Annotated in this window: 15 protein-coding genes, 1 tRNA gene and 1 pseudogene (1 of these 17 running past the window's edge); 7 read left to right on the plus strand and 10 right to left on the minus strand. The window is 61.2% G+C overall.

All coding sequences use genetic code 11. From position 1 onward, the window contains the following. Positions 1 to 26 precede the first annotated feature (26 nt). From CYA_RS10760 to CYA_RS10770, 3 genes are all read right to left on the minus strand, one after another. A complete protein-coding gene (locus CYA_RS10760; RefSeq protein ID WP_011431098.1) occupies positions 27 to 2,132 on the minus strand; it encodes a thioredoxin domain-containing protein in 2,106 nt (701 codons plus the stop codon). Between the two features lie 122 nt (positions 2,133 to 2,254). Further along, the gene (locus CYA_RS10765) at positions 2,255 to 2,758 is read right to left on the minus strand and encodes a GNAT family N-acetyltransferase (protein WP_099813335.1); all 504 of its coding nucleotides are present in this window, start codon (positions 2,756 to 2,758) and stop codon (positions 2,255 to 2,257) included. A 70-nt stretch (positions 2,759 to 2,828) separates the two neighbouring features. Then, positions 2,829 to 3,296, minus strand: a complete 468-nt coding sequence (locus CYA_RS10770) for an SRPBCC family protein (RefSeq protein ID WP_011431100.1) — start codon at positions 3,294 to 3,296, stop codon at positions 2,829 to 2,831. Positions 3,297 to 3,590: 294 nt separating this feature from the next. Between CYA_RS10770 and CYA_RS10775 the strand changes: the two genes are divergently transcribed. Then, positions 3,591 to 4,358 (plus strand): DUF502 domain-containing protein, encoded by a 768-nt coding sequence (locus CYA_RS10775; RefSeq protein WP_168173335.1) that lies wholly within the window; start codon positions 3,591 to 3,593, stop codon positions 4,356 to 4,358. On the opposite strand, the gene CYA_RS10780 is transcribed toward CYA_RS10775, so the two are convergent. Together CYA_RS10780 and aroA are read right to left on the minus strand one after the other, a co-directional pair. Further along, positions 4,355 to 4,687 carry a TIGR03792 family protein gene (locus tag CYA_RS10780; RefSeq protein WP_011431102.1) on the minus strand — a complete coding sequence of 111 codons (333 nt, stop codon included), beginning with the start codon at positions 4,685 to 4,687 and terminating at the stop codon, positions 4,355 to 4,357. The genes CYA_RS10775 and CYA_RS10780 overlap by 4 nt on opposite strands. A 24-nt stretch (positions 4,688 to 4,711) precedes the next feature. Further along, complete coding sequence (gene aroA / locus CYA_RS10785) at positions 4,712 to 6,046, minus strand: 3-phosphoshikimate 1-carboxyvinyltransferase (RefSeq protein WP_011431103.1); 1,335 nt, start codon at positions 6,044 to 6,046, stop codon at positions 4,712 to 4,714. Between the two features lie 333 nt (positions 6,047 to 6,379). Here aroA and rsmH point away from each other — a divergent pair, with 333 nt between their 5' ends. Both rsmH and CYA_RS10795 read left to right on the plus strand, forming a co-directional pair. Continuing rightward, positions 6,380 to 7,309, plus strand: coding sequence for a 16S rRNA (cytosine(1402)-N(4))-methyltransferase RsmH (gene rsmH / locus CYA_RS10790; protein WP_011431104.1), 930 nt, complete (start codon positions 6,380 to 6,382; stop codon positions 7,307 to 7,309). A 104-nt stretch (positions 7,310 to 7,413) separates the two neighbouring features. Next, complete coding sequence (locus CYA_RS10795; RefSeq protein WP_011431105.1) at positions 7,414 to 7,950, plus strand: hypothetical protein; 537 nt, start codon at positions 7,414 to 7,416, stop codon at positions 7,948 to 7,950. On the opposite strand, the gene CYA_RS10800 is transcribed toward CYA_RS10795, so the two are convergent. Beyond that, the gene (locus tag CYA_RS10800; protein WP_011431106.1) at positions 7,947 to 8,690 is read right to left on the minus strand and encodes a response regulator transcription factor; all 744 of its coding nucleotides are present in this window, start codon (positions 8,688 to 8,690) and stop codon (positions 7,947 to 7,949) included. The genes CYA_RS10795 and CYA_RS10800 overlap by 4 nt on opposite strands. Before the next feature lie 130 nt (positions 8,691 to 8,820). Then, positions 8,821 to 9,681 (minus strand): prephenate/arogenate dehydrogenase, encoded by an 861-nt coding sequence (locus tag CYA_RS10805; protein WP_011431107.1) that lies wholly within the window; start codon positions 9,679 to 9,681, stop codon positions 8,821 to 8,823. 216 nt (positions 9,682 to 9,897) lie between these two features. On the opposite strand from CYA_RS10805, the pseudogene CYA_RS15390 reads away from it, so the two are divergent. Beyond that, a pseudogene (locus tag CYA_RS15390) lies at positions 9,898 to 10,191 on the plus strand (DUF6679 family protein); the annotation flags it as partial. Positions 10,192 to 10,448: 257 nt separating this feature from the next. Here the strand turns inward: CYA_RS15390 and CYA_RS10815 are convergent. Next, positions 10,449 to 11,204 (minus strand): segregation/condensation protein A, encoded by a 756-nt coding sequence (locus CYA_RS10815; RefSeq protein WP_011431109.1) that lies wholly within the window; start codon positions 11,202 to 11,204, stop codon positions 10,449 to 10,451. Positions 11,205 to 11,381: 177 nt separating this feature from the next. On the opposite strand from CYA_RS10815, the gene CYA_RS10820 reads away from it, so the two are divergent. Together CYA_RS10820 and CYA_RS10825 are read left to right on the plus strand one after the other, a co-directional pair. Beyond that, positions 11,382 to 11,453 (plus strand) — tRNA-Val (locus tag CYA_RS10820). Between the two features lie 210 nt (positions 11,454 to 11,663). Next, the gene (locus tag CYA_RS10825) at positions 11,664 to 12,113 is read left to right on the plus strand and encodes a hypothetical protein (RefSeq protein ID WP_041438520.1); all 450 of its coding nucleotides are present in this window, start codon (positions 11,664 to 11,666) and stop codon (positions 12,111 to 12,113) included. 58 nt (positions 12,114 to 12,171) lie between these two features. Here the strand turns inward: CYA_RS10825 and CYA_RS10830 are convergent, their stop codons facing one another. Beyond that, positions 12,172 to 13,365: a PQQ-dependent sugar dehydrogenase gene (locus CYA_RS10830; RefSeq protein WP_228375286.1), complete on the minus strand. Its 1,194-nt coding sequence runs from the start codon at positions 13,363 to 13,365 to the stop codon at positions 12,172 to 12,174. A gap of 173 nt (positions 13,366 to 13,538) precedes the next feature. On the opposite strand from CYA_RS10830, the gene CYA_RS10835 reads away from it, so the two are divergent. Continuing rightward, positions 13,539 to 15,908, plus strand: a complete 2,370-nt coding sequence (locus CYA_RS10835; protein WP_228375288.1) for a glycoside hydrolase family 31 protein — start codon at positions 13,539 to 13,541, stop codon at positions 15,906 to 15,908. Here CYA_RS10835 and CYA_RS10840 read toward each other — a convergent pair. Continuing rightward, positions 15,905 to 16,276, minus strand: the 3' portion of a protein-coding gene (locus CYA_RS10840) for a peroxiredoxin family protein (protein ID WP_011431112.1). The gene runs 96 nt beyond the window's last position; the window shows 372 of its 468 coding nt (coding positions 97-468); its start codon lies beyond the right edge, outside the window; it ends in the stop codon at positions 15,905 to 15,907. The genes CYA_RS10835 and CYA_RS10840 overlap by 4 nt on opposite strands.

Consider the following 16,276-nt stretch of genomic DNA (forward strand, 5'->3'; position numbering starts at 1 on the left):
TTCTTCTGGAAGAGGATGAGCCAATGTCAGTAGGCTCGGTTTTGCCCTTTGCCGATCTGCGACTGGATTTGCTCAAGAGAAGCGGCGGGGGCCAGACACTTGCTGCCCCAGCACACCAACCCCACAGCTCCTGCCGGCAACGGCTCGGCTGCGGTGGGCAGGGCAAAGACGGTGGTGGGCCAAGAGCGCTGTTGCAGCGCAGCAATGTGCTCCGCTTCTAGGGTTGCCTTTACCCAGTTGTTGTACCAATCCAGCCCGACGAACAAACTGGGGCAGACCCGCGGCTGGGTGCTCATGATGTGGGCAAAGGTTTTCAGGGCCTGTTCTGCCCGTTCCAGGTAGTCCAGATCTCCGGTGATGGCGGCCAGGCGCACCAGGTTAGCAACAGCCACCCCATTGGCTGCGGGGGTGGCGTTGTCCTGAAACTCCTTCTCCCGCACCAGCAGCTCCGGGGTGCTCTGGGCGTCGCTGACAAAGTATCCCCCCCTGGCCTCATCCCACAGTCGCGTGTCCATCTCCTGCTGCAGCCGAATGGCGGCCTCCAGCCAGTACTGGGAGCTGGGATCGCCTGTCCGCGGCAGGCAGGCCTGGTGCAAATCCAACAGGGCCTTGATCAGCAGAGCGTAATCTTCCGATTGGGCAGGTACCTGGGCTGTGCCATCGTAGTTCAACCGCAGCAGGGATCCCGTCTGGGGGTGGCGCTGCTGGCTGAGGATGAATTGGGCGGCCCGCAGGGCCAACCGCAGATAGTCCTCCTCGCCAAACACCTGGTAGGCCCGCGCCAGGCCGGAGATCATCAGGCCGTTCCAGGAGACGATCATCTTGGTGTCGGTGACCGGCGGAATGCGTCCTGGCCAAGATTGCCGGCGGGCCGATTGGGCATCTACTGCGAGCGGGAAGGGGGTTCTCCGCTCGGTGGAGCCGTAGCGAGCTCGAAACAAATGGGTCGTCAAAGCCGTTTCCACTTCCGGCGGCAGCTCCCCTCCTTGCCTGCGCTGTAGGACGATACAGCCGGGCCGGTCGGGGAAATTGCCCCCTGGCAACAGGAAGAAAGCCTGCTGCAGAGCGCGGAAGGTTTCTTCATCGAGCAAATCTTGCAGCTCCTGCCAGCGCCAGACATAGAACTCCCCCTCCTCGGGCTCCGCATCTTCTCGCCGGGCAAAACTATCGGCATCCTGGGCCGCATAGAAATACCCAGCAGGAGCTGTCATCTCCCGCGCCACCCATTCCACCGTCAGGCGCACCGCCCGCTCGATGGCCGCATCCTGGATCCCGTGGGCCCACAGCTCGGAGAGAAACTCCAAGATCTGGCCGTTGTCGTAGAGCATTTTTTCAAAGTGGGGCACCGTCCAGGTGGGATCCACGGTGTAGCGGTGAAACCCGCCGGCCACATGGTCGAAGATCCCTCCTAACACCAAGGCCATCCCTCGCTCCTTGGCCCGTTCTAGCGCCGTCGGCGAGCCGGGGATCCCTTCTGGCGGGTCGAAGCGGGCCGAGCGCAACACCAACTGGGCGTAGGGCATCATGGGAAACTGCTGCACTGCCCCGGCGTTGGCCAGCAAGGGTTGGATTTTGGGGATCCCGGAGCGCAACAGGTCAGGGGGAATATGGTCTTCCGGCACCAGGTCGCTGAGGGTGGTCAGGGCCGCCAAGATTTGGCCCTTCATGTCCTCGATTTTGTCTTTTTCCTGGCGGTAAAACTGCAGGATGCGCTGCAGTACGGTCAGAAACCCCGGCCGGCCAAAGCGAGGCTCCACCGGAAAATAGGTGCCCGCGTAGAACGGCACCAGGTCGTCGGGCGTGAGGAAGACATTGAGGGGCCACCCCCCCTGCCCGCTCATGAGCTGCAGCGCCTGCATGTAGATGCTGTCTAGATCAGGCCGCTCCTCGCGATCCACCTTGATGGGCAAAAAATGGGCATTGAGGAAGGCGGCGATCTCCGGGTCGGAGAAGGCTTCCCCCTCCATGACGGTGCACCAGTGACAACTGGAGTAGCCGATGGACAGAAAAATCGGCTTGTCCTCGGCCCGGGCTTTCTCCAGGGCCTCCGGGATCCAAGGCCACCAATCCACCGGATTCTCGGCGTGCTTGCGCAGGTAAAGGCTGGAACACGTGGCGAGGCGATTGGCCATAGGTACACCCTCTCACCCTTTTTGCTTCAGGCTAGCGCGTCCTCTTCCCAAGGCGGAGCCAACCCACTGTTGTTCAAGATACACTGACCTACGCCTCCCCTTGCCCCAGGGATCCCTGTTGGTCAGACCTGCTCCTGTTCGGCAGCCGGGATCAAAAAATCCAGCGGACGCCCGTGCAAAACCAGCGTGGTGCTGGGGTTTTCCACAAAGCCAATGCGCTCGTAAAAGCCGCGCTGATGGGTGGTAAACAGGTAGATGCGCTCCACCGACTGCAGGTGGGGATGGCTGATCAGGGTTTCCACCAGCTTGCGCCCGATGCCCTGCCGTCGATACTCGTGATCGACCACGATGTCCCAGAGGACGGCCCGGTAAACCCCATCGGAGGTGGCGCGGCCAAAGCCAATCAGGCGCTCCCCGTCCCAGGCGCTGACCACCGGGTGGCTGTGGGCGATGGCCCGCTCCATCTCTTCCCGCCGGCGATTTTGGGCCCAAAAGGCGTTGCGGTTCAACAACACCAGGAGCTGATCCAGATCCAGATCTTGCCGCTCCAGGGAGAAGCGAATGTTGCGGTTGTCCACCGGTTGATGAGAAAAGGTGATGACAGGCTCGAGGGAGGGATCGGACATGAAGCAGACCTTGGGCAACGAAGATTGGCAACGGTTCACTGGGCAGCAGAAAACGGCAGCAAGATCGAGGCTAGCCAGCGGAGGCATTGTCGGCGGCCCGCCCTGCCTGCTCCAAAGCATAGGCTTTGAAGCGCTCCAAGTCCGCTTGAATCGTGCTCTCCACCACTTTGCCCACAAACAGGCCGTCCAAGATTTTGCCGAGGAGCCCCGGGATCTTGTAGGCCACCGACAGCTTGACAATAGTACTGCCCTTGCGATCGTAAAACCGCAGTGCCCCCCGATTGGGAAGCCCCTCCACCGATTGCCAGCCGATGTGCTGATGCTTCACCACCGTATGGGTGCGGGAGATCCAACTGAAGGTGAGGCCGCGCGTATCCAGTGTCCACCGCGACAGCTCCTGATCCAGCAGCTCCACCGAGCGGATCCACTTCATCCAGCGCGGCATGAGGGCGAGGTTGGCCCACAGCTCCCACACCTGCTCGATAGGAACCGGGACCTCCACCTGACAGGTGTGCTCTAACCAATCCGACTCTGACATAGGGCCTCCCACACGACATCCGGCAGAGATGAGGGAGCATCCTACGGCTTGACCACAAAGCCTCTAGGAGGGATCCCTGCCTTTACAAAATTTTATATCGACCTAAGATAACAATATCAGCTCAGCCGAGTTTGGGGCTTTGCGCTTTGGAGCAGCTCCAACCTCTCTCCAGGCAAGTTGCAGCTGATGCCCATGAGAGAGATGCAGAAGGCAGGTATCATGGTTGCCATCTGCAAGCTCCACTTGCATCGGCTCGGTGCGTCCACTTGTTTGACTCGACGGAACGATCTCACCATGATTTCCCAGTGGAAGCAGCATCTCAAGAACTACTTCGTGGCGGGGTTGCTGGTGGTGATCCCGTTGGCAACCACCATTTGGCTGACGGTGGAAGTGGCCACCTGGAGCATTGGCTTTTTGACCAGCATTCCCAAGCAGTTTAATCCCATCCAGGGGCTGCACCCGATTTTGATCAACCTCATCGATCTGGCGGTGGGCTTGCTGACGCCAATCCTGCTCATTTTGTTGATTGGCTTCATGGCCCGCAACATTGTTGGCCAGTGGCTGCTCAACCTAAGCGAGCAGTTGCTCCACGCCATCCCGATAGCGGGGCTGGTCTACAAAACCCTGAAGCAATTGGTTAGCGTTTTGTTTGCCCCCAACAACCAGCGCTTTCGACGGGTGGTGCTGGTGGAATATCCTCGGCCTGGGGTTTGGGCGTTAGCTTTTGTAACGGGCGTCATTCAAACTCCCATTCGACCGGATGGGCCGCAGCGCTCCCTCAGCCTGTTCGTGCCCACCACGCCCAACCCAACCACCGGCTGGTACGCCATCGTGCCGGAAGACCAGGTGGTGGAGGTGTTCATGCCGGTGGAGGATGCTTTTAAGATGCTCATCTCCGGCGGGATCGTGACCCCCGAGACCTTTGAGGCGGGTCTCAAACGGCGCGAAGGGGCTCTGGCGGTAACCATGCCCAGCCTGCGGGAGTTGGTGGAGCAGGAGCGGGCGGCAGCATCCACTAGGGCCGACTCAACGGCTGCCGAGGTGGGCTTTGAGGCTTCCTAGTTGGCCGCTTCCTCTGCTGGCAGGCCGGGCTGCCAGAGCTGGTATTCTTTGGCCTGCTCCAGGCGCACGTAGAAGGGCTGCATCTGCCGATCCAAGGCTTCCGCCTGCTCCGGGGGGAAAGCTTTCCAGGCGGCGCGGCTGGCCCAGCGGAGGATGAGGTGGACAAGTTCGCGATCCTCTACATCCAGCCAGACTTCTTTGCCCAAAAAGCCCGGCTGTTGGCGCAGGGCTGGCCCCCAAACCTGCTCGTCTTGTAGGATAAAGGCCCTCTGGCCACCGGGAGGAACGCGGAAGCAGAGGTGCTCGATGGCGATGGGCTGGTCTGACATTGGCAAAGGTTGGCTCTTGGCTGGCTAGGAGGCGGACGAAGGGTTGATCAGCCGCTGCAGGGTGGGAATGAAGTCGGGGTAGGAGATGCGGGCACAGTCGGCCCCTCGAAGGGTGGTGGATCCCTGGGCGGCCAGGGCAGCTACCATCAAGCTCATGGCGATGCGGTGGTCGGCGTGGCTATCCACCTCGGCCCCCTGCAGAGGGATCCCCCCTTTGATTTCCAGGCCGTCGGGATATTCGGTGACCTGGGCCCCCATCCGGCTGAGTTCCTGGGCGATGGCCGCCAAACGGTCGCTCTCTTTAACCCGCAATTCCGCCGCATCGCGAATGACCGTAGTCCCCTCGGCAAAGGCTGCCGCCACCGCCAAAACCGGGATCTCATCGATGAGGGTGGGAATGAGATCGCCGGCAATGCTGCAACCCCGCAAACGGGCCGAGCGCACGCGCAGATCCCCCAGAGGCTCGCCGGCCACCTCCCGCCGCTTCTCAACCTGAATATCGGCCCCCATCTCCTGCAACACCTGCAGCACACCGGTGCGCGTGGGGTTGAGACCCACATCCTGTAGCAGCAATTCGCTCTCGGGCACAATCGAGGCGGCCACCAGCCAGAAGGCTGCCGAGCTGATGTCCCCTGGCACCTGCACCGTCTGGCCCACTAGGCGGGATCCCCCCACCACCGCCACGGTTTTTGCCGCCACATCGACAGAGATCTCGGCGCCAAAGGCCCGCAACATCCGCTCCGAGTGGTCGCGGGAAAGGGCCGGCTCTGTAACCTGAGTAGTGCCTTCTGCCAACAGGCCCGCCAGCAGCAGGCAGGACTTTACCTGGGCCGAGGCCACGGGCGAGTGGTAGTGGATCCCCTTTAGGGATCCCCCCTGCACAGCCAGAGGTGCCAGGTTGCCCCCGGCCCGTCCCCAGATGTTGGCCCCCATCTGCCGCAGCGGCTCCACCACCCGTCCCATGGGCCGCGAGCGCAGGGAGCGATCCCCAGTGACAGCAAAAAAGCGACCCGCCTGGCCAGCCAGGATCCCCAACATCAGGCGCAGGGTGGTGCCGGAATTGCCGGCATCCAACACCTCTGCCGGCTCCTGCAGGCGATCCAAGCCCACCCCCTGGATGCGGACGCACTCGCTGTTGAGCTCTGGGATATCGGCCCCCAGGGCCCGAAAACAGGCTGCCGTACTGCGGGGATCCTCCCCCAACGACAGGCCGTGAATGACGGTTTCCCCTTCCGCCAGGGATCCCAGCATCAGGGCGCGGTGGGAGATGGACTTATCGCCTGGAATGCTCACTTGACCGCGCAGGCCGCGGGCGGGCGAGAGCGTCAGGATGTCGGCAGAAGAAGCGGTGGTCAGCACAGCAGCCGTAACACCAAACTAAAGAACAGACAAAGGCAAGAGCAGTCTTAATCATACGTTAGGCTGGAACCTGCCCTGCTCTTGCCGGCGGTCGGCCTTGCACCCAGATGATCCTGAACCACTGGAAGACAGCCCGTCTTTTGACGGCAGCCGACCCTATCCTCGAGGATGAGCTTAACAACATGGATTCCTCGGTCGGGGCCTGGCCTCGGCCTTTTTTTTGCAAGCCCTTACGTTGTGAATGCTAGCGTTTGATGGTACTAGAGTTGTCTACCGATCCTGCAATAGGTAAAGCTAGGAGCGGGGAAAGAATCAAAGCCACCCCCTGCGCCTATGGACTTGGCAAGAGCTGAGCTTGGGGAAATGCTTCTGTACCACCACGAGTCCGTTTTGACGGAGGCAGTGGTGGCCTACCTGCAACCCCAGCAGGGCGGCGCGTTTTTGGACGTGACGTTGGGAGGCGGTGGGCACAGCTTGGCGCTGCTGCAGAGGGGAGCGGATCGCGTGGTGGGGCTGGATCGCGATCCGACGGCTCTGCAGGCGGCCCAGGCGCGTCTGGCCGCAGCCGGGATCCCCGGCAATCGCCTCCAACTCTGGCACCTCAACTTTGCCGATTTCGACCTGCAGCGGCACGGCTTTCGGGATGAGCGAGGGCAGGGGATCCCTTTCGATGGCATCGTAGCCGACCTCGGGGTGAGCTCGCCCCAACTGGACTGCCCCGAGCGGGGCTTTAGCTTTCGCGCCGAGGGGCCGCTCGATATGCGCATGGATCCCACTGCCGATCAGGAAACGGCTGCCGACTGGGTCAACCGCCGCCCCGTCGAGGACTTGATCGACATTTTCGTTCGCTATGGCGAGGAGCGCTTTGCCCGCCGCATCGCCCACCACATCGAACGCTCCCGCCCCCTTTTCACCACCACCCAACTGGCCCACGTAGTCTGGCAGGCGGTGCCGCCGGCGGCAAGACGGGGCCGCATCCACCCGGCCACGCGGATCTTTCAGGCCCTGCGCATTGCCGTGAACCGAGAACTGGAAGCCCTGGAAACCCTGCTGGCCCAGGCTCCCAATTGGCTAAAACCCGGCGGCAGGTTGGCCGTGATCAGCTTTCATAGCCTGGAAGATCGCCTGGTGAAATGGGCCTTTCGTACGGATCCCCGCTGGCAGGTGCTCACCCCCAAACCCCTGTGCCCTTCCGAGCTGGAGCAGCAACGCAATTCCCGCGCCCGCTCCGCCAAACTGCGAGTGGCTGCCCGCAGCAGCTAAGTTGCCGCCCTGCCCCCCTGGAGGCCCTCTGAGGTGCGTGGAGATCGGATAGAGTGGGGCCCAGTTGGCAGCAATTTCTTGGTGTGGGTGAGGTGCAAACCCCTATGGTCAGCCAGCCTTTGAACGCGAGCCGTGGCCGCAGTTTTCTCCCTGTCCAGCGCAAAACCGCGACCTTGGCCCCTCGTTCCCATCTAAGGACTACCCCGCCCCTCCCCGCCGGCAAAGTCAGAACCCGTCGCCCCCAACCCTCGAAATCAGCCTATCCCCATAGCCGGGATCCCGCCTGGAGAGAGCACCTGATCTGGTGGAAGCAGATCTCCACGGGCATGGCCATCGTCTCGGGGTTGTCAGTGCTGAGTGTGTACAGTTGGACGGTGCATACCCAAAGCCGATGGAGCCAGCGCTACCAAGTGTGGCAGCAGATGCAGCGCAACGAACGACAGTTTCTCCTCACCCAAGAGTCCATCGCCAATTCCTTGCGGGAAATCGCCGATCGCTCCGACATGGTGCCTCTGGTACCGGAGCGGATGATCGAGGTGCCAATTGCCCTCCCCAGCACGGCTTCTGGGCAGGGGCAGAGCAAAGCCAAGCCTCTGGAGGCATCCGAGCAAGCCCCTCCTTTTTACCCGGTTGGATACTAATCCAAAGGCTCTAGGCGGTAGCGGCTGAGCCAGTGATCCAAGTGCACCTCCTCCTCATCCAGGAGTTGGGCGTTGATCAGACCCCGCTTGAAGGCAAGGCGAATGGCGCGGGCCCGCAAGCTAAAAGTTGTGCCCCACTCCTCGCTCTCAATTTGGTCGTTGCTCACCTCAAGCTTGTCGTAGAGATTGCGCAGACGATTGGTCACCCCTCGCCGCGACAAAAACCGCCGTGCGGCAATAGCTTGATCGGTGAGGCCGAGGGCAATATCGATCAACACCTCGTACTCAGCATCGCTGAGGCCGGTAATTTTGTTTTGCGAACGGGAATCGACCCCCCGCACCTCCCGATCGATCACGCATTGCTCATCCTGCACCACGGCCTGGATGGCACTGACCAATTTTTCGTCGGAGCAATTCTTCAGGAGATAGCCGTAGACAGTTTGCGGCGGCACGATCTTGTGCAGTTCCCGCACATAAACCTCATCGGCAAAGTGGGACCAAAAGATGATGCGCGTACTGGGTTGCTCCGACCAAACTTGTCGAGCCACCTCGATCCCGCTCATCTCGGGCATGCGGATGTCCAACAACAGGAAGTTGGGACGGTGCTGACGGTAGAGCTCCAATGCCTCTCTGCCGTTGGAGGCCATGTACACCGGGCCAAACTGAGGCAGATGCTGCATCAGCAGGCTGTGCACATGTTGGCGGTAAAGGGTGTCATCTTCAGCAAGGAGGGTGCTCACAGGCCTTGATCGCTAGTCGACCTACTCTATATGTTTCCTACCCTAGAAATCTCTGCGAAGGAAGACAAGGCACTAATGAGCAGTGGCAAAGTCGAGCCAGCGATCCCCTACGGCAGCTACAGGTAGCCCCTCAGGACGGTATTTGATTGACCCGGAACTGTTGCCATTCTTGGCGGGTTCGTTGCAGCATCTGTAGCAGCTCCTCCCACCGTTCGCCTTCGATCAGCCGCTCTATTTTCCCCAACTGGACTTGATAGCCACGCAGGGCGGCCAGGAGCGCCTGTCGGTTGTGACGGGCCATCTCCAGCCCCAACTGCGGGATCCCGCCACCGACACGGCTGGTATCTCGGAACCCGCTGCTGGCCAGGGTGCGAGCCAACTCCAGAATGTCGGGATCCTCCTCTTGGCCGACAGCAGCGATCAAGCCGGCGCCGATCATGACCGGCAAATGGCTGATCCAGGCCACCGCCTGGTCGTGGCGTTTCGGATCGGCCAGGACAACTTCTGCACCGACCGCTGTCACCAGTTCTTTCATCGCCTCGATCGCCTGCGGCTGCGTCTGGGGGAGGGGAGTGAGTACATAGGGCCGCCCCAGAAACAAGCTGGCTTCCGCCGCCTGGATGCCCTGCAACGTCTTGCCGGCCATCGGGTGCCCTCCAACAAACAGCGGCCACAATTCCGTTGCCGGAGCAACAATCGGTTGTTTCACCGAGCCGACATCGCTCACCACCGTCTGCGGCGATAGATGGGGCACCAAGGCCGCCAGCGTGACCAATACCTGCTCCAGGGGGGTGCAGATCACCACCACCTGGGGATCGAAATCAGCCAACTGAGCCAAATCGGTTCCACAGCCCTGCAGCGCTCCCCGTTCCAGCACCGCCTGACAGGTGGCCCGATTGCGGCTGATCCCCCAGACGGGATAACCCTCTTCGCTGAGTTTGAGGGCCAGGGATCCGCCGATCAACCCCAACCCGACAATGGCAATGCGCATGGTTTTCCGTATCTATGGTTACTATTAAGTACTCTGAAACGGCTTGGGGCATGGAGAGACGGCCTTTCCGGATCCCTTCCAGATTAAAACCAGATTAAAGGCTCCATCCCGCCGCGCAAAAAGCATACAGCGGAGGGATCCAGCAGCTAAGATGGAAGGATGAACTGGGTAACCCCCACAACAGTTCGCCCGGATCTTTCATCTCAGGAGGGGACCGTGCTTCATCGTAGGATCTATCAACTCAGCCGCGAAGGCAAGGATGTGTGGATCTACCTGCGCGATCAGGGACGCTGGCTGGAACGAGCCAAGATCCTCGATATCGAAGGGGATACCATCCTGGTTCGCTACGAAACGGAAGACGAAGAGGAGATTTGCTCCTGGGAGGAGATGATTCGTTTGGAGAGCATCGGAGCTGTTGCCCAGCGCCTTTCCTCCATCCCGAAAGGGGTGCTCAGCACCTCGGATTTGCTCATTTCCGAGGATTGTCCTCCTGCTGAGTTACTGCATTCTCCCTCTTCGCCTCGCGCCACAGAGCCCCTCAGCGAAGAGCATGCCGGCAGCGAGCGCCTTGAAGAGTATTACCTGGATCGGGAAACCTCTGCCGTCCGTGACGGCGAAGCGGAGTCTTTGCTGCCCCTGCGCCTGAACGGAGAAGACCTCAAACGGGCGGATCGGGCCCGAAACGATGTGGAAGGCCAGCGGGAGGGCAACCACGACTGAGCCGCAGTCTTCATGGAAAGCGGCAGAAAGGGATCCCTGGGTAGGATCTATTCTAGGAGGGATCCCCTACGGCAGGGACGAATGGTCAAGGGGCCGTAGAACTCCTCCTGGTAAAGCTCAACCTGCGAGCGAGAAGCCATTAGCAATAGCGACCAGAACACCTGAATCGGGTGGGAAGCCCCGCCACTGCCTTTTAGAGCGCTTTCTTGGCAAAAGTATTGCTGCAGGTCGTCAAAGCTGATTTGGGCGAGACCCTGCTGCCAAAGTTGGGCAAGCAGAGATTCCAGCTCGGCGGCGGTCTCTACGAGGTTTTCTGGGTGGGCCAACTGAGCGACTGCTGATAGCGCTTGCTTGCGAGAAACCCGTTGAGCCAGGGGCCTTGAGGCAGGCTCAAGGCGCTGTTCCAGCAAGGTCTCCAGCTCCTGCAGGTGGCCGATTAGTTCTTTGAGGGTGATGGGCCGAGTCCGACTCGGGCGGGGCACGGCCCTGGGTTGCAACACGCGATCCAGTTGGGCCGACGACCAACTCAGCCAGGGATCCTCCTCCACCTGCACCGGGTTGGTCTCCTCACTTTCTTCGTCTTCCGGCTTCGACAGCGCCATCGCCTTGAGATAGACCAACATAGCGGCATGGAGAAAAGCCTGTCCCGACTCCGACAGGTCATGGCTGCTGGCAGTGGGAGCCATACGGGCTAAAAACCGATCGATGACGTCGATAACCTGCACATCCCACGGGTTAATCTCGCCCCGTTCCGCCAAATCGATAAGCAAAGCAATTGCCTCTTCAGTCGGTGAGTAGGCCATAGTGCCCCTAGCCTCTGTCCCTCACTGTAGCCCCCAAGCGGGATCCCGGCCATCTCCAGCCGGATTCAAACCTCCAGCTCAACTTCTCAAGCCAACCGGCTGTGCAGAGGCGGCGCGATCGTGTAAGAATCGTGTAAGATAGTAGTCCAGCTCTAGCAGTTGCTAGAGTGAGAGTAAGGGCGGTTAGCACAGTGGTAGCGCACTTCCTTCACACGGAAGGGGTCACAAGTTCGAATCTTGTACCGCCCATAGGTTTTGACCTTTAGCAGACAGAGCTCCCCCTTCTCCTGCTGGGTGCTGCTTCTGTCTACAGGCTCCCCCGCCTTTGCTGGGGAGCCACCGCTTATCGGCAACGAGGACAGACAGCTTCCTCCCTGCCCTTAGGCAGGTGCTTCAATCGGGGTAGGCTGGGAAGATGCAGGGCTCCCCTGACTATAACCAAAAGCTAGGAGATGCTGCATGAGTCCCTTCACCAACCCTCCTCAATCATTGACTGCCGGCGAGTTTTTATCTCACTTAGAGGAGATAACAGGAGCCTACAAAGTCAAGACGTCTATTATCACCTTTTACAGCAGAATTTGGAGCCAAGCATTCGATCTCAAGTTTTCCAAGGGTCAGTGGGTTTTCGGGTACAGCCCCTACTGGAGAGCGCTTCTGGAAGCCAAGCTCCAAACCAGCGAATACTATCCAATATCTTGCGTTGTCAGGACCTTCACTGACGAAAAACACAAGCGCAAGGCCCCAAATGGCAAAACCGTCTTGATCCCGACCAAAGAGCTAAGGATGTTCTTTCTTCCCGCTCCAGGTCAGGTTATTAAGCTAACTCCAGAGGAATGCTTTGCCTGTCACCATACGGACTCCCAAACAGGAGAGCCACTCCCCCTTGAGCAAGATGTCAAGTTCTTGTAGTGGCGGCAGTGGGAGTTAGAAACTCTGCCGGGGCTGGGGCCATGTAGCTTAACCCCAATCAAGAGCTTGGCTGCAAGCGCAACAGGGATCCGTTGGGGGCATCCGTCAGCAGGTAAAGCAAGCCATCCGGCCCTTGGCGCACATCCCGGATACGGCCAACCGCCCCTTCCAGAAGGCGCTCTTCTGCCACAACGCGATCCCCATCCAGCACCAAGCGCGCCAGGTGTTGCCCGGCCAGCGCTCCCACGAATAGGTTGCCTCGCCATTCGGGGAAAGCCTCTCCTGTGTAGAAAGTCATGCCAGAAGGGGCAATGGAGGGGGTCCAGTGCAGCAGCGGCGAAGCCAATCCAGGAGCTGCCGCCAGTCCTTGACCAACCGGTTCGCCGCTGTACTCCCGACCATGGGTAATCAGGGGCCAGCCGTAGTTGATGCCGGGGGCCAAGATGTTGATCTCGTCCCCACCTTGCGGCCCATGTTCGTGCGTCCAAATGGCTCCTGTATCGGGGTGGCGGGCCATTCCCTGAATGTTGCGGTGGCCGTAGGTAAAAATTTGCGGCAAAGCCCCCGCTTGATTCACGAAAGGATTGTCCGCCGGGATCCCGCCTGTATCCGTAACGCGCAACACCTTGCCAGCAGCATCCCCCAGATCCTGAGCCCGATCCCGCTCGCCGCGGTCGCCGGTGCTGATGTAGAGAAACCCTTCTTCGTCAAAGGCCAGGCGGGAGCCGAAGTGCTGTTGGGCAGGCGTCTTGCGCTCCATGTCAAAGATCACTTCCAGATCCTGGAGTCCCTTCTCCCCCAGGCGGGCCCGCGCCACCCGCGTCCCCCCGCCGCCCGGCCCAGGAGCCGCATAGGACAGGTAAATCCAGCCGTTCTCCGCGTAGTTGGGGTGCAAGGCGATATCCAGCAGCCCTCCCTGGCCGCGGGCAAACACCTCCGGCACCCCGGCAATGGGCTGGGGATCCAACCCCTGCTCGGTAACTCGGCGCAGCCGGCCCGGACGTTCGGTAACCAGGATGGTGCCATCCGGCAGAAAGGCCATTCCCCAGGGATGCTCCAGCCCGCTTGCCAACGTCACCACCCGAAAGCGCTGCTGGCTTTTGGCTCTGGGCAGAGCTTGGGCGTGATCCCCCTGTTGCAGGGACATGACCGTTTCCGGGCTAACCGGGTAGGCCCCCACGGCAGCAGGGACAAATACCCCTCCCAAAAGCAACAAGGAGAGGAGTGGTATCGCCGGGATCCGCATGGCCATTGCCGCCTCGTTTTCGCGATGGATTTTGAGGTCTGAGCTAGCCGATCATTGCTGCTGCTCTTCACAAAAAGATGTACCGATGGGAGCAAAGTTGGCTGCGCACAAGAGTGGGGAGCTCCCTGTTCCCTTGCGGCCTTGGGTTAGCCTTGAGGGCGGCGATCTGTCCCCAACCCATGCTGGAACCCGGAGAGATCTTCGGCCAATTCCCCGCCCGCCCACCCCAGCGGCAAACCTGCGGATCCCTGCAGGAACTCCAGATCCATCCCAGAGGGATCCAATTGCTCTGCAGGCAGGGCTGCTGGTCTGTGCAGGTGCTCACCCCTCGTCTGCTGCGGCTGCGCTTTAGCCCCAGCGGCGAGTTCTTGCCCCGCCGCTCTTGGGATGTGGCTCTGGCGGATGAAGAGTGGCCGCCGGCTTTTTTTGAGCTGCAGGAAAGCCCCACCCAAGTTCACCTAGCCACCTCTCAGGTGCAACTGCAGATCGACCGGGATCCCCTCCGCTTTAGCTTTCGCGATCCCCAAGGCCAGGTCTTTTGTGCCGATCTCCCCGCCGGCCTCAGTTGGGGATCCGATGACATCCGCCTGGTCAAATCCCTCCACCCCGCCGAGCGCATCTACGGCCTGGGAGAACGGGCTGGCCTGCTCAACAAGCGGGGCCGGCGCTACAGCCACTGGACCCGCGACTGCTGGGGCTACGACGCCCAGAGCGACAACCTCTATCTGGCCATTCCCTTCGCCCTGGTTCTACGTCCTGGCCTCTCCTACGGCCTTTTTCTGCACTGCACCCACTGGAGCCAGTTCGACCTGGGCCAGGCGGATCCTAAACAGTGGGCCATCGAAGTGCGCGCCCCCGAGCTGGACTACTACCTCATCTACGGCCCCACCCCCGCCCTGGTGCTCCAGACCTACACCCAGCTCACCGGGCGAACCACCCTGCCTCCTCTCTGGGCCCTCGGCTACCAGCAGTGTCGCTGGAGCTACGCCAGCGCCGCCCAGGTTCTGGCTGTCGCCAAGCAATTTCGCCAGCGCCAGATCCCCTGCGACGCCATCTACCTGGATATTGACTACATGCGCGGCTACCGGGTCTTTACCTGGGATCCCCGCCGTTTCCCTGAACCAGCCCAGCTCATGGCCCAGCTTCACGAAGCCGGCTTCCGAGGGGTAGCCATTGTCGATCCCGGCGTCAAGTTCGATCCCGAAGCTGACTACGCCGTCTTTGACGAGGGCCTGGCCCAGGACTTCTTCATTCGCCGCGCCGATGGCCACCTCTTCCACGGCTATGTTTGGCCGGGCAAAGTCCTCTTTCCCGACTTCTCGTGCCCCGAAGTGCGGCGGTGGTGGGGATCCTGGCAACGGGTTCTCACCCAAGCCGGTGTGGATGGCATCTGGAACGACATGAACGAGCCGGCCCTCAACGACCGCCCCTTCGGCGACGGCGGCCAGATCGTGGATATCCCCCCCGACGCCCCCCAAGGCCCTCCTGAGGAGCGCACCACCCACGCCGAGGTACACAACCTCTACGGCCTGCTCATGGCCCGCGCCTCCCGCGAGGGTCTAGAACAGCTCAACCCTGCCCGGCGCCCCTTTGTCCTCACCCGCTCCGGCTTTGCCGGGATCCAGCGCTGGGCTGCCGTCTGGACAGGCGACAACCAATCCTCCTGGGAACACCTGGAGATGTCCCTGCCCATGCTCCTCAACCTGGGCCTGTCGGGAGTTAGCTTTGTCGGGGCCGACATCGGCGGCTTCGGGGGCAATGCCACTCCTGAACTGTTTGCCCGCTGGATGCAAATGGGGATCCTCTACCCCCTCATGCGCGGCCACAGCGCCCTGGGCACCCGTCCCCACGAGCCCTGGAGCTTTGGCCCTGAGGTGGAAGCCATTGCTCGGCAGGCCATCCAGCTTCGCTACCGGCTTCTGCCCTACCTCTACAGCCTCTTCTGGGAGTCCAGCCAAACCGGCTCCCCCATCCTGCGCCCCCTGTTCTACGAATTTCCCGACGATCCCCAGACCTACGAGATCTCGGATCAAGCCCTGCTGGGATCCGCTCTTCTGGCTGCCCCCGTCGTCCGCCCCGGCGTCCGCTGCCGCGCCGTCTATCTCCCCGCAGGCACTTGGTTTGACTGGTGGACAGGCCAAGCCCAGCGCGGCCCCGGCTCCATCCTCGTCCCCGCCTCTCTGGAGCAGCTTCCCCTGTTTGTGCGCGGCGGCTCCATCCTTCCCCTGGCTCCTCCCTGCCAATCCACCGCCCACCTGCGCCGCGACCAGCTCCACCTCCGCCTCTATCCCGGCGACGGCAGTTTCACCCTCTACGAAGACGACGGCCAAACCCTCGCCTACCAAAGCGGCCATTGGGCCACCACCACTTTCTGCCTGCGCCAAGAAGCCCACCAGCTCGTCCTGGAGATCCAGCCGCGCCAGGGCAGTTGGATCCCGCCCCAACGCAACTGGATCCTCGAGCCCCTCGGCCAGAGCCCGCTTATTTTGGCAGACAGCGGACAAGCCCAGCAGATTCGCCTGCCCACTCCAGAAGGATCCCGCCCCTAGCCCACTGCCCTCACCGCCTCCAGCAGTTCGCGGTTGTCCCGCTTGAAGATGGGCAGCCACTCCACATGCTGATAGCGCAGGATCCCTTGGCTGTCCACCACAAAATAGGCCCGCCGCGTCCCCAAAAAACTGTCTACCCCATAGAGCTGGCTCACCTTCCTATCCACATCGCTTAGGAGGGGAAACTCCAGCTTAAGCTGCTCGGCAAAAGCTTCGTGTCGAGAGAGGGGATCGCTACTGATGCCCAGGATCTCACACCCTGCCGCCCGAAAAGCTCCCCAATCCTCCCGAAAGCAGCGCATCTCGCTTGTGCACACCGGCGAGAAGTCCGCCGGGTAAAAAGCCAGCAACACCTTGCTCTTGCCTCG

The organism is Synechococcus sp. JA-3-3Ab, from assembly GCF_000013205.1.
GTDB lineage: Bacteria > Cyanobacteriota > Cyanobacteriia > Thermostichales > Thermostichaceae > Thermostichus.

Coding starts and splice junctions, on each gene's coding strand:
- CYA_RS10760 (WP_011431098.1), bottom strand. CDS start 2,132: ATGGCCAATCGCCTCGCCACGTGTTCCAGCCTTTACCTGCGCAAGCAC.
- CYA_RS10765 (WP_099813335.1), bottom strand. CDS start 2,758: ATGTCCGATCCCTCCCTCGAGCCTGTCATCACCTTTTCTCATCAACCG.
- CYA_RS10770 (WP_011431100.1), bottom strand. CDS start 3,296: ATGTCAGAGTCGGATTGGTTAGAGCACACCTGTCAGGTGGAGGTCCCG.
- CYA_RS10775 (WP_168173335.1), top strand. CDS start 3,591: ATGATTTCCCAGTGGAAGCAGCATCTCAAGAACTACTTCGTGGCGGGG.
- CYA_RS10780 (WP_011431102.1), bottom strand. CDS start 4,687: ATGTCAGACCAGCCCATCGCCATCGAGCACCTCTGCTTCCGCGTTCCT.
- rsmH (WP_011431104.1), top strand. CDS start 6,380: ATGGACTTGGCAAGAGCTGAGCTTGGGGAAATGCTTCTGTACCACCAC.
- CYA_RS10795 (WP_011431105.1), top strand. CDS start 7,414: ATGGTCAGCCAGCCTTTGAACGCGAGCCGTGGCCGCAGTTTTCTCCCT.
- CYA_RS10805 (WP_011431107.1), bottom strand. CDS start 9,681: ATGCGCATTGCCATTGTCGGGTTGGGGTTGATCGGCGGATCCCTGGCC.
- CYA_RS10815 (WP_011431109.1), bottom strand. CDS start 11,204: ATGGCCTACTCACCGACTGAAGAGGCAATTGCTTTGCTTATCGATTTG.
- CYA_RS10825 (WP_041438520.1), top strand. CDS start 11,664: ATGAGTCCCTTCACCAACCCTCCTCAATCATTGACTGCCGGCGAGTTT.
- CYA_RS10830 (WP_228375286.1), bottom strand. CDS start 13,365: ATGGCCATGCGGATCCCGGCGATACCACTCCTCTCCTTGTTGCTTTTG.
- CYA_RS10835 (WP_228375288.1), top strand. CDS start 13,539: ATGCTGGAACCCGGAGAGATCTTCGGCCAATTCCCCGCCCGCCCACCC.